Raw genomic sequence first — 10,352 nt, 5'->3', positions numbered from 1 at the left:
GACCCGTCGTTCCTCCAACCCGACCGCCCCATGGTGGAGGTCGGTGACCAACCCCCACCCCCCCGACCCCCCCGGGACAGCCGCGGACGCCCGCGGCTGCCCCGGGCGGCGGGCGTTCGGGGCAGCCCCACCTACGGGCGTTCGCGCTCGGAACCCTCGGGCTGGACCCACTCGTCCAGCTTCACGACGTCCTTGAGGAAACCGCGGACCCCCAGGAATTGCGACAGGTGCTCGCGGTGCTCCTCGCACGCCAGCCACGTCTTGCGCCGTTCCGGCGTGTGCAGCTTCGGGTTGTTCCACGCCAGGACCCAGACGGCCGCGTCGCGGCAGCCCTTGGCGGAGCAGGAGGGGGTTTCGGGAGAAGTCACGGCCCCAACCCTACAAACGGAAGGGCGACGCCGGGCAGCCACGGGGGGAGCTGCCCGGCGTCGGTCCGTCGCTCCGACGGGGGATGCGGAGCGCGTAGGCAGTATGTCACGCACGACCCCGTGGGGTGCACCGGAACTTCATGATTGATCTGAGCTTTTATTGAGGTTTCCGGGCTCCAGTGCCGGGCGCACAGGCGCCGGGATGAAGTTCGACGGCAGATTGGGCGTCGACTCGCGCCCCGCGTTGGCGATGACCACGGCGATGTACGGCAGCAGCAGCCCGGCTGCCAGCGTCACGACGGCCACATGGCGCTCCACGTTCCACAGGACCACCGTGGCCACCACCGACAGGGTCCGGATGCCCATCGAGATGACGTAGCGGCGCTGGCGCCCCCGTACGTCCTCGGCCAGGCCCATCCGGGCTCCCGTGATCCGGAAGACCTCGGGCCCGTTCCGCTTCGTCCGCTGCATGCTCCACCACCCGATCCACCGCCGGACGTTCCCCGGTCCGGACCAGTCCACGGTACGCCGCTCGTCCCGGAGGCGAGAGAGGGGGTACCCCGAACGGCACGGTCCGAAATGCGAGGTACGCCGTACGGGTCGAAACTGGGCCCACATGCGCACCACGCGCCACGAGGAGGCTCGACATGCAATGGTTGTGGGCGATCATCGTCGGTTTCGTGCTGGGCCTCATAGCCCGCGCCATCCTGCCGGGCAAACAGCACCAGCCCCTCTGGCTGACCACCCTCTTCGGCATCGTCGGCGCCCTCCTGGGCAACGCCGTCTCGCGCTGGATCGGCGTCGAGGACACCCGGGGCATCGACTGGATCCGGCACCTGCTCCAGCTCATCGGAGCCGTCGTCATCGTCGGCCTCGGCGACATGGTCTACATGGCGCTCCGGGGCGGCAAACGCCACACCGTCTAGCACGGGCACGGCGAAGGGGCCGGCACGGACGACGCGTCCGTACCGGCCCCTCGGCCGTGCTCCGCGCGCCTCAGGCGCCGGTGACCTCCACCGCGGCCAGGTTCTTCTTGCCGCGGCGCAGCACCAGCCAGCGCCCGTGCAGCAGGTCCTCCGGGGCGGGGACCGCGTCCTCGGCGGTGACCTTCGCGTTGTTCACGTAGGCGCCACCCTCCTTCACGGTCCGGCGTCCCGCGGACTTGCTGGCGACCAGGCCGGTCTCCGCGAACAGGTCCACGACCGGGGCCAGCTCGGCGACCCGGGCGTGCGGCAGCTCGGAGAGGGCCGCGGCCAGCGTGGCCTCGTCCAGCTCCGCCAGCTCGCCCTGGCCGAACAGCGCCTTCGACGCGGCGATCACGGCGGCACACTGGTCCGCGCCGTGCACCAGCGTGGTCAGCTCCTCCGCCAGCGCCCGCTGGGCGGCCCGCGCCTGCGGACGCTCCGCGGTCTGCGCCTCCAGCTCCTCCAGCTCCTCACGGGACCTGAAGGACAGGATCCGCATGTAGGTGGAGATGTCCCGGTCGTCCACGTTCAGCCAGAACTGGTAGAACGCGTACGGAGTGGTCATCTCCGGGTCCAGCCAGACGGCGCCGCTCTCGGACTTGCCGAACTTGGTGCCGTCCGCCTTGACCATCAGCGGGGTCGCCATGGCGTGCACGTGCGCGCCCGGCTCGACCCGGTGGATCAGGTCGAGGCCCGCCGTCAGATTGCCCCACTGGTCGGAGCCGCCCTGCTGGAGGGTGCAGCCGTAGCGGCGGTACAGCTCCAGGAAGTCCATGCCCTGGAGCAGCTGGTAGCTGAACTCCGTGTAGCTGATGCCCTGCTCGGAGTCCAGCCGCTTGGCGACCGAGTCCTTCGTCAGCATCTTGTTGACACGGAAGTGCTTGCCGATGTCCCGCAGGAACTCGATGGCGGACAGGCCCGCCGTCCAGTCCAGGTTGTTCACCATGACCGCCGCGTTCTCGCCCTCGAAGGACAGGAACGGCTCGATCTGCGTGCGCAGCCGGTTCACCCAGTTCGCGACCGTCTCCGGGTCGTTCAGGGTGCGCTCCGCCGTCGGGCGGGGGTCACCGATCTGCCCGGTGGCCCCGCCGACCAGCGCCAGCGGCCGGTGGCCGGCCTGCTGGAGCCGGCGCACGGTGAGCACCTGCACCAGGTGCCCCACGTGCAGCGAGGCCGCGGTCGGGTCGAAGCCGCAATAGAACGTGACGGGACCGTCCGCGAAGGCCTTGCGCAGCGCTTCTTCGTCCGTGGACTGGGCGAACAGCCCGCGCCACTTCAGTTCGTCGACGATGTCCGTCACGGTCTCTCGACTCCTTACGAATTGTGGAAATGCCGAGCTCAGTCTAGGTGGATCAGACGCCCTTGCTGACCGAACTCATGTTGAAGTCCGGGATGCGGACGGGGGGCATCGCGGCCCGCGTGAACCAGTCGCCCCACTCGCGCGGAAGGGTCTTCTCGGTCCGCCCCGCCTCCGAGGCCCGCGACAGCAGGTCCACCGGCGACTCGTTGAACCGGAAGTTGTTCACCTCGCCCGTGACCTGCCCGTTCTCCACCAGGTACACCCCGTCCCGGGTCAGGCCCGTGAGCAGCAGCGTGGCCGGGTCCACCTCGCGGATGTACCAGAGGCAGGTCAGCAGCAGACCCCGCTCGGTGCCCGCCACCATCTCGTCCAGGGACTTCTCGCCGCCCCCGTCCAGGATGAGGTTCCCGAAGGACGGGGACAGCGGCAGCCCGGTCAGCGCCGCGCTGTGCCGGGTCGTGGTCAGCCGCGCCAGCTCGCCCTCACTGATCCACTCCGTCGCCGGGACCGGCAGGCCGTTGTCGAAGACCGACGCGTCGTCGCCCGAGCTGTGCGCGATCACGAACGGCGCGGACTCCAGGCCCGGCGCGTTCGGGTCGCTGCGCAGGGTCAGCGGCAGCCGCGACAGCCGCTCCCCGATCCGGGTGCCGCCGCCGGGCCTGGAGAAGACCGTCCGGCCCTCCGTCGCGTCCCGGGCCGTCGCCGACCACATCTGGTAGATCAGCAGGTCGGCCACCGCGGTCGGCGGCAGCAGGGTCTCGTACCGCCCGGCCGGCAGTTCGATCTTCCGCTCGGCCCAGCCCAGGCGTACGGCCAGCTCCGCGTCCAGCGCGGTCGGGTCCACGTCCTTGAAGTCGCGGGTGGCCCGGCCGGCCCAGGCGGACCGGGACCGGTCCGGGGACTTCGCGTTGAGCTCCAGCGTGCCGTTCGGCTGGTCGTGGCGCAGCCGCAGCCCGGTCGAGGTGCCGACGTACGTGGACGTCAGCTCGTGGTTCGCGAAGCCGTACAGTTCCCGGCCGCCCGCGCGGGCCCGGGCGAAGGCCTCGCCGAGGGCCGGGGCGAAGTCCGCGAACACCGCCGAGGACGTCTCGTCCGGGGCGTCGGTGAAGTCCGGGGAAGCCGGGGTGCCGGTGACCAGCGGCTGGGCGTCCTCGGCGGGGCCGGCCGCCCGGGCGGCCGCCTCGGCGGCCCGGACCAGCGGCTCCAGGTCGGCGGTGGTGACGGCGGAGCGCGAGACGACCCCCGAGGCCGTGCCCTCCTTGCCGCCGACGGTGGCGATGACCGTGAGGGTCCGGCCCCGGGTGACGCCGTTGGTGGTGAGCGCGTTCCCGGCCCAGCGGAGGTTCGCGCTGGACTCCTCGTCCGCGATGACGACGCAGCCGTCGGCGGTGGACAGCTCCAGGGCCCGCTCGACGATCTCGTGGGGCTTCGTGCGGTTCGGCGACATCAGCGTCCGGCCTCCTGGGTGGTGTTCAAGATGTTCACGTCGCGGAACAGGGCCGACGGGCAGCCGTGCGAGACCGCCGCGACCTGGCCCGGCTGGGCCTTGCCACAGTTGAAGGCGCCGCCCAGGACGTAGGTCTGCGGGCCGCCGACCTTCTCCATGGAGCCCCAGAAGTCGGTGGTCGTGGCCTGGTACGCGACGTCGCGCAGCTGCCCGGCCAGCCTGCCGTTCTCGATCCGGAAGAAGCGCTGCCCGGTGAACTGGAAGTTGTAGCGCTGCATGTCGATCGACCAGGAGCGGTCGCCGACCACGTAGATCCCGCGCTCCACCCCGCCGATCAGGTCCTCCGTGGAGAGCCCGCCCGGATCCGGCTGGAGCGAGACGTTCGCCATCCGCTGCACGGGCACGTGCCCGGGGGAGTCGGCGTAGGCGCAGCCGTTGGAGCGGCCGAGGCCGGTCAGCCTCGCGATCCGCCGGTCGGTCTGGTAGCCGGCCAGGGTGCCGTCCTTGACCAGGTCCCAGCTCTGCGCCTCGACGCCCTCGTCGTCGTAGCCGATGGTGGCCAGGCCGTGCTCGGCCGTGCGGTCACCGGTCACGTTCATGATCGAGGAGCCGTACTTGAGCCTGCCGAGCTGGTCGAAGGTGGCGAAGGAGGTCCCCGCGTACGCCGCCTCGTAGCCCAGCGCCCGGTCGAGCTCGGTGGCGTGGCCGATGGACTCGTGGATGGTGAGCCACAGGTTGGAGGGGTCCACGACCAGGTCGTAGCGGCCGGCCTCCACGCCGGGGGCCCGCATCTTCTCGGCGAGCAGGGCGGGGATCTGCTCCAGCTCGGCGTTCCAGTCCCAGCCGGTGCCGGTCAGGTACTCCCAGCCGCGCCCGGTGGGCGGGGCGATCGTGCGCATCGAGTCGAACTCGCCGGTGGTCCCGTTGACGGCGACCGCCGTGAGCTGCGGGTGGACGCGCACCCGCTGCTGGGTGGTCGAGGTGCCCGCCGTGTCCGCGTAGAACTTGTTCTCGTGGACGGCGAGCAGCGAGGCGTCCACGTGCGCCACGCCCTCGGCCGCCAGCAGGCGCGCGCTCCAGTCGGCGAGCAGGGCCGACTTCTCGGCGTCCGGCACCTCGAAGGGGTCCACGTCGTAGGCGGAGATCCAGGTCTTGTCGGCGTGCACCGGCTCCTCGGCCAGCTCGACCCTCTCGTCCGAGCCGGCGGCCTTGATCACCTGAGCGGACAGCTTCGCCATGGCCACGGCCTGCGAGGCCACCTTGGCCGCGGCGTCCATGGTCAGGTCCACGCCGGAGGCGAAGCCCCAGCTGCCGCCGTGCACCACCCGGACCGCGTAGCCGAGGTCGGTGGTGTCGGAGCCGCCGGAGGGCTTGGCGTCGCGCAGGCGCCAGGAGGCGCTGCGGATCCGCTCCAGCCGGAAGTCGGCATGGTCGGCGCCCAGCGCGCGGGCCCGGGCGAGTGCCGCGTCGGCGAGCGCCCGCAAGGGCAGCGCGGTGAAAGCCGCGTCGATGGAATGGGCCACGGAAGTCCTCCCGGGGTCGGGGCCGGTCGCCCCGATCATGTCGCGCCCGGGGCGGCTGTGCCTACATCTTTCTGTAGGGACTCGACAGACCCCGTCGCGAGGCCCTGTCGGAGGTCGATTCTCCGTACACGAGGTGGGACCTATAGGTTTTCGGTAGTCCAGACCGCTAGCGAAAGGGTGATCCGTTGAGCCGCTCGGTTCTCGTCACCGGAGGAAACCGGGGCATCGGCCTCGCCATCGCCCGAGCCTTCGCAGAGGCCGGCGACAAGGTCGCCATCACGTACCGCTCGGGCGAGCCCCCGCAGGAGCTCATCTCGCTCGGCGTGCTGGCGGTGCGCTGCGACATCACCGACTCCGAGCAGGTGGAGCAGGCCTACAAGGAGATCGAGGAGAAGCACGGCAACGTCGAGGTGCTGGTGGCCAACGCCGGCATCACCAAGGACACGCTGCTGATGCGGATGTCGGAGGACGACTTCGCCTCCGTCGTCGACACCAACCTCACCGGCACCTTCCGGGTCGTCAAGCGCGCCAACCGGGGCATGCTCCGCGCCAAGAAGGGCCGCGTCGTCCTGATCTCCTCGGTCGTGGGCCTGCTGGGCTCGGCCGGCCAGGCCAACTACGCCGCCTCCAAGGCCGCCCTGGTGGGCTTCGCCCGCTCCCTCGCCCGCGAGCTGGGTTCCCGCAACATCACCTTCAACGTCGTCGCCCCCGGCTTCGTGGACACGGACATGACGAAGGTGCTCACCGACGAGCAGCGCGCGGCCATCGTGGCGAACGTCCCGCTCGCCCGGTACGCGCAGCCCGAGGAGATCGCGGCAGCCGTCAGCTTCCTGGCGTCGGACGACGCCGCGTACATCACCGGAGCCGTCATTCCCGTTGACGGCGGATTGGGCATGGGTCACTGATCACCATGAGCGGAATTCTCGAGGGCAAGCGGATCCTCATCACCGGTGTGCTGATGGAGTCGTCCATCGCCTTCCACACCGCCAGGCTGGCCCAGGAGCAGGGCGCCGAGGTCATCCTCACCGCGTGGCCGCGCCCGTCGCTGACCGAGCGCATCGCCAAGAAGCTGCCCAAGCCGGTCAAGGTGATCGAGCTCGACGTCACCAACGACGAGCACCTCGCCCGCCTGGAGGGCCTGGTCCGCGAGGAGCTCGGCGGGCTCGACGGTGTCGTGCACTCCATCGGCTTCGCCCCCCAGGACGCCCTCGGCGGCAACTTCCTGAACACCCCGTTCGAGTCGGTCGCCACCGCCATGCACGTCTCGGCGTTCTCGCTGAAGTCGCTGACCATGGCCTGCAAGCCGCTGTTCCCGGCGGAGGGCGCGGCCGTCGTCGGCCTGACCTTCGACGCGCAGTTCGCCTGGCCGCAGTACGACTGGATGGGCCCGGCCAAGGCCGCCCTGGAGGCCACGAGCCGCTACCTCGCCCGTGACCTGGGCAAGGAGAACATCCGCTGCAACCTGGTCTCGGCCGGCCCGCTGGGCTCCATGGCCGCGAAGTCCATCCCGGGCTTCTCCGACCTGGCGGACACCTGGAACCACCGCTCGATGCTGGAGTGGGACATGAGCGACCCGGAGCCGACCGGCCGCGGTGTCGTCGCGCTGCTGTCGGACTGGTTCCCGAAGACCACCGGCGAGATCGTCCACGTGGACGGCGGCCTGCACGCGATGGGTGCCTGATCCCGGGACCCCTCCCGTCGTACGGCGGTGGCCGCGCCTTCCCTGCGGAAGGCGCGGCCACCGCCGTTTCCGCGTGCGGAGCAGGAGGTGTGAGGGGGGCTCAGGGGGCCGTCGCACCGCCCCGTTCGCTCGCATGTCCGACGGGAGACCGGATCTTCCCGAGTCGAAAACCGTGACAGATGCCTGCAAAATGACCATGCCGGGATCTTCCCGGTGTGTTCGGGGAGGAGGTACGAGCGTGCGCGCGAGGCCGAGCCGAGCGGTATCGCTGCTGGTCACCTCAGTGTTCCTGACCGGCCTCCTGGGCCCCGGAGCCCTCGCCCAGACCGGCGTACGGGAACCCGTGCCCGGGTCCGAACCGGGCGGCGCGGCCGTGGTCGACCTCGCCGACATCCCCGCCGAGCCACCCGTACGGCCCGCCCGGCCCGCCGCGGAGCTCTTCGGCGCCGACTGCGACACCGAGATCACCGGTTCGACGGTCGTCGCGTCCTGCCACAACGGCTACCCCGAGACCGACCTGCTCCGCCTCCACGTCGAGTGCGAGCGCTGGTGGGACGTGGACGGGGACGGCGCCCTCGTGCCCCTGGACCCGGCCGGCCGGACCCGCCTCACCGGCCGCTGCTGGAAGGAGGTCCGCACGGCCTGGGTCAGCCACCGGCGCACGCCGTAGCCTCCGTCTGCCCGTCCGGCCGTCCGGCCGGTCCTCCGTCCCGTGTCCGGTCCGGTCGTCCCGTCAGGCGGGCGTCTTGCCCAGGCAGACGAACGGGTAGCCCGCCGCCTCCGCCGCCGCCGTGTCCGCGTCCCCGCGCCGGACGGCCTCGATCAGCCGGGCGTGGTCCAGGTGGTCGGCCGGGTTCAGCTCGGTGCCGACGTCCGTCCGCAGCCAGTCCGCGACCAGGTCGCCGAGGTCCGCGTACAGCTCGATCAGCACCTCGTTGTGCGAGGCCGTGACCACCGCCATGTGCAGGCTCACGTCCGCCGCCACGAAGAGCTCCGCGTTCCCGCTCGCCCACGCCTCCTCACGCCGCGCCAGCAGCGCGTCCAGCTGTACGAGGTCCCGCTCGGTCCGCCGCTCCGCCGCCAGCCGCGCCGCCGAGGACTCCAGCGTCGAGCGCAGCTCCGCGATGTGCCGGGGATCGGCCCCCGCGAAGCGCCGGTGCATCACCCCGGCCAGCTCGCTGGTGGCGAGCACGTACGTCCCCGAGCCCTGGCGGATGTCCAGGAGCCCGTTGTGCGCGAGGGCGCGGACCGCCTCCCGCACGGTGTTGCGCGCCACGCCCAGCAGCTCCACCAGCTCGGGCTCGGTGGGGATCCGGCTCCCTACCGGCCACTCACCGGACGTGATCTGGTTCCTCAGCTGCGAGATCACCTGATCGACGAGCGCGGAACGCCGGGGCGAGGTCAGCGGCATGGCGGGTGGAGTCCCCTCGGGGTCGGCTGGACGAAGACTGGACGAGACCGTTCAAGACTGGACAACCAATCATCCCATGATTCTATGATGGAGGGATGCACGACGAAGACATCCAGACCATGAACCGCCCGGCGGGCGTCCGCGGAGCCGCCGCCCCGCCCGCTCCCGCCCCCGCCGCCCCCACGTGGCTGGGCCCGGTGCTCGTCGTCGGAATCGTGCTGGCCGCCCTCAACCTGCGGCCCGCCATCACCAGCCTCGGCGCCCTCTTCGAGGAGACCCGCACCGGCCTCCACATGAGCGGCACCGTCGCCGGCCTCATCACCTCGGTCCCCGCCCTCTGCTTCGCCGTCTTCGGCGTCACCGCACCCCGGCTCTCCCGCCGCTTCGGCCCCGCCGCCGTCGTCTGCGCGGGCATGGCCGCCGTCGCCGCGGGCCTCCTGATCCGCCCCTTCGCCGACAACGCCGCCGGGTTCCTCGCCGCCAGCGCCCTGTCCCTGGCCGGCATAGCCCTGACCAACGTGCTGCTCCCGGTGATCGTCAAGCGGTACTTCCCGGACCGGGTCGGCACCATGACCGGCCTCTACTCCATGGCCCTCGCCGCCGGCACCTCCCTCGCCGCCGCCGCGACCGTCCCGCTCACCGACGCCCTCGGCGGCAGCTGGCGCACCGGCCTGCTGATCTGGGCCGTCCTCGCCGTGGCCGCCGTACTGCCCTGGCTGCCCATCGCCGCAGCCGGACGCCGCGAGAAGTCCGCCGCGCCCGCCGCCACCACCGAAGGCACCGGCCCCTCCGTCGTCCGCAGCCGTACCGCCTGGGCCCTGGCCTGCTACTTCGGCCTCCAGGCGACCGGCGCCTACGTCACCATGGGCTGGCTCCCGCAGATCTTCCGCGACGCCGGAGTCTCCGCCTCCACCGCCGGAGTCCTGCTCGCCGTCACCATGGTCATGGGCGTCCCCCTCGCCTTCGTCATCCCCGGCCTCGCCGGACGGATGCGCAACCAGGGCCCCATCGCCGCCGTCCTCGGCGTCTTCGGGCTCGTCGGCTACCTCGGGCTCCACCTCGCCCCGGCCGGCGGAGCCTGGGCCTGGGCCCTGCTGCTCGGCATCTCCAACTGCGCCTTCCCCCTCGTCATCACGATGATCGGGCTCCGCGCCAAGTCCCCCGCCGGGGTCGTCAAGCTCTCCGCCTTCGCCCAGAGCACCGGCTACCTCATCTCCATCCCCGGCCCGCTGGTCATCGGCACCCTCTACCAGCACAGCGGCGGCTGGGACCTCCCCCTGGCCCTGATGGCAGCCCTCCTCGTCCCCCAGATCATCCTCGGCGTCCTCGCCGGCCGGGACCGCACGATCGAGGACGAATGCGGCATGCGAGACTGAACGGCATGTCGCCCGTACTCGAACCCAACCCCCAGAACGGCCACAAGAAGCTCGGCCTCGTGCTCGGCGCGATGCTCCTCGTCACCGTGGTCATCGCCGTCATCGCGACCCTCGCCTCCCCCTGACCCGCAGGGCACTCCGGCGGAGGGTGGGGATATCCCCACCCTCCCCTAGGGGGCCAGGTTCAGGGTTGTCTGGGGTGCGCCCCGGATGGGAAGCGCCCCTTCGGATCCATAGATTCGAAGGAGAGCGAGCCCGTCCGACCGCACACACACGGAGGC

Annotated in this window: 12 protein-coding genes; 6 read left to right on the top strand and 6 right to left on the bottom strand. The window is 71.5% G+C overall.

Translation table 11 applies throughout. The features are described 5' to 3' along the window. Nucleotides 1-131 precede the first annotated feature (131 nt). Together AC069X_RS30140 and AC069X_RS30135 are read right to left on the bottom strand one after the other, a co-directional pair. On the bottom strand, nt 132-368 hold the full coding sequence (locus AC069X_RS30140; RefSeq protein ID WP_478733443.1) for a hypothetical protein: 237 nt from the start codon (nt 366-368) through the stop codon (nt 132-134). Between the two features lie 138 nt (nt 369-506). Next, on the bottom strand, nt 507-839 hold the full coding sequence (locus AC069X_RS30135) for a DUF3099 domain-containing protein (protein WP_478733441.1): 333 nt from the start codon (nt 837-839) through the stop codon (nt 507-509). Between the two features lie 176 nt (nt 840-1,015). On the opposite strand from AC069X_RS30135, the gene AC069X_RS30130 reads away from it, so the two are divergent. Beyond that, nucleotides 1,016-1,294, top strand: coding sequence for a GlsB/YeaQ/YmgE family stress response membrane protein (locus AC069X_RS30130; protein ID WP_478733439.1), 279 nt, complete (start codon nt 1,016-1,018; stop codon nt 1,292-1,294). A gap of 70 nt (nt 1,295-1,364) precedes the next feature. Here AC069X_RS30130 and tyrS read toward each other — a convergent pair whose 3' ends face one another. The 3 genes from tyrS to AC069X_RS30115 are packed head-to-tail and all read right to left on the bottom strand — an operon-like array spanning nt 1,365 to nt 5,642. Continuing rightward, nucleotides 1,365-2,633 carry a tyrosine--tRNA ligase gene (gene tyrS, locus AC069X_RS30125; protein WP_478733437.1) on the bottom strand — a complete coding sequence of 423 codons (1,269 nt, stop codon included), beginning with the start codon at nt 2,631-2,633 and terminating at the stop codon, nt 1,365-1,367. Nucleotides 2,634-2,685: 52 nt separating this feature from the next. Continuing rightward, complete coding sequence (locus tag AC069X_RS30120) at nt 2,686-4,080, bottom strand: metallopeptidase TldD-related protein (protein ID WP_478733435.1); 1,395 nt, start codon at nt 4,078-4,080, stop codon at nt 2,686-2,688. Further along, nucleotides 4,080-5,642 carry a TldD/PmbA family protein gene (locus AC069X_RS30115; RefSeq protein ID WP_478733433.1) on the bottom strand — a complete coding sequence of 521 codons (1,563 nt, stop codon included), beginning with the start codon at nt 5,640-5,642 and terminating at the stop codon, nt 4,080-4,082. Before AC069X_RS30115 ends, AC069X_RS30120 begins: the two co-directional genes overlap by 1 nt. Nucleotides 5,643-5,788: 146 nt before the next feature. On the opposite strand from AC069X_RS30115, the gene fabG reads away from it, so the two are divergent. The 3 genes from fabG to AC069X_RS30100 all read left to right on the top strand — a co-directional run bounded on the left by fabG (nt 5,789) and on the right by AC069X_RS30100 (nt 7,954). After that, complete coding sequence (gene fabG / locus AC069X_RS30110; RefSeq protein ID WP_478733431.1) at nt 5,789-6,508, top strand: 3-oxoacyl-[acyl-carrier-protein] reductase; 720 nt, start codon at nt 5,789-5,791, stop codon at nt 6,506-6,508. 5 nt (nt 6,509-6,513) lie between these two features. After that, nucleotides 6,514-7,284: an enoyl-ACP reductase FabI gene (gene fabI / locus AC069X_RS30105; RefSeq protein ID WP_478733429.1), complete on the top strand. Its 771-nt coding sequence runs from the start codon at nt 6,514-6,516 to the stop codon at nt 7,282-7,284. A 238-nt stretch (nt 7,285-7,522) separates the two neighbouring features. After that, nucleotides 7,523-7,954 (top strand): hypothetical protein, encoded by a 432-nt coding sequence (locus AC069X_RS30100; RefSeq protein ID WP_478733427.1) that lies wholly within the window; start codon nt 7,523-7,525, stop codon nt 7,952-7,954. A gap of 63 nt (nt 7,955-8,017) precedes the next feature. On the opposite strand, the gene AC069X_RS30095 is transcribed toward AC069X_RS30100, so the two are convergent. Beyond that, on the bottom strand, nt 8,018-8,695 hold the full coding sequence (locus AC069X_RS30095; RefSeq protein ID WP_478733425.1) for a FadR/GntR family transcriptional regulator: 678 nt from the start codon (nt 8,693-8,695) through the stop codon (nt 8,018-8,020). A 95-nt stretch (nt 8,696-8,790) separates the two neighbouring features. On the opposite strand from AC069X_RS30095, the gene AC069X_RS30090 reads away from it, so the two are divergent. Beyond that, nucleotides 8,791-10,071, top strand: a complete 1,281-nt coding sequence (locus AC069X_RS30090) for a CynX/NimT family MFS transporter (RefSeq protein WP_478733423.1) — start codon at nt 8,791-8,793, stop codon at nt 10,069-10,071. 5 nt (nt 10,072-10,076) lie between these two features. Further along, on the top strand, nt 10,077-10,196 hold the full coding sequence (locus AC069X_RS30085; protein WP_351816207.1) for an SGM_5486 family transporter-associated protein: 120 nt from the start codon (nt 10,077-10,079) through the stop codon (nt 10,194-10,196). The last annotated feature ends 156 nt before the right edge of the window (nt 10,197-10,352 follow it).

The sequence above is a fragment of the Streptomyces sp. NPDC043896 genome (assembly GCF_056435605.1).
Note: the sequence above shows the minus strand (reverse complement) of the source record. Positions and strands in the feature narration are given on the sequence as shown.

Excerpts from the sequence above, each read along its gene's own strand:
- AC069X_RS30130 (WP_478733439.1), top strand. The coding sequence starts at position 1,016 with ATGCAATGGTTGTGGGCGATCATCGTCGGTTTCGTGCTGGGCCTCATA.
- AC069X_RS30115 (WP_478733433.1), bottom strand. The coding sequence starts at position 5,642 with ATGATCGGGGCGACCGGCCCCGACCCCGGGAGGACTTCCGTGGCCCAT.
- AC069X_RS30120 (WP_478733435.1), bottom strand. The coding sequence starts at position 4,080 with ATGTCGCCGAACCGCACGAAGCCCCACGAGATCGTCGAGCGGGCCCTG.
- AC069X_RS30135 (WP_478733441.1), bottom strand. The coding sequence starts at position 839 with ATGCAGCGGACGAAGCGGAACGGGCCCGAGGTCTTCCGGATCACGGGA.
- AC069X_RS30085 (WP_351816207.1), top strand. The coding sequence starts at position 10,077 with ATGTCGCCCGTACTCGAACCCAACCCCCAGAACGGCCACAAGAAGCTC.
- fabI (WP_478733429.1), top strand. The coding sequence starts at position 6,514 with ATGAGCGGAATTCTCGAGGGCAAGCGGATCCTCATCACCGGTGTGCTG.
- AC069X_RS30095 (WP_478733425.1), bottom strand. The coding sequence starts at position 8,695 with ATGCCGCTGACCTCGCCCCGGCGTTCCGCGCTCGTCGATCAGGTGATC.
- AC069X_RS30090 (WP_478733423.1), top strand. The coding sequence starts at position 8,791 with ATGCACGACGAAGACATCCAGACCATGAACCGCCCGGCGGGCGTCCGC.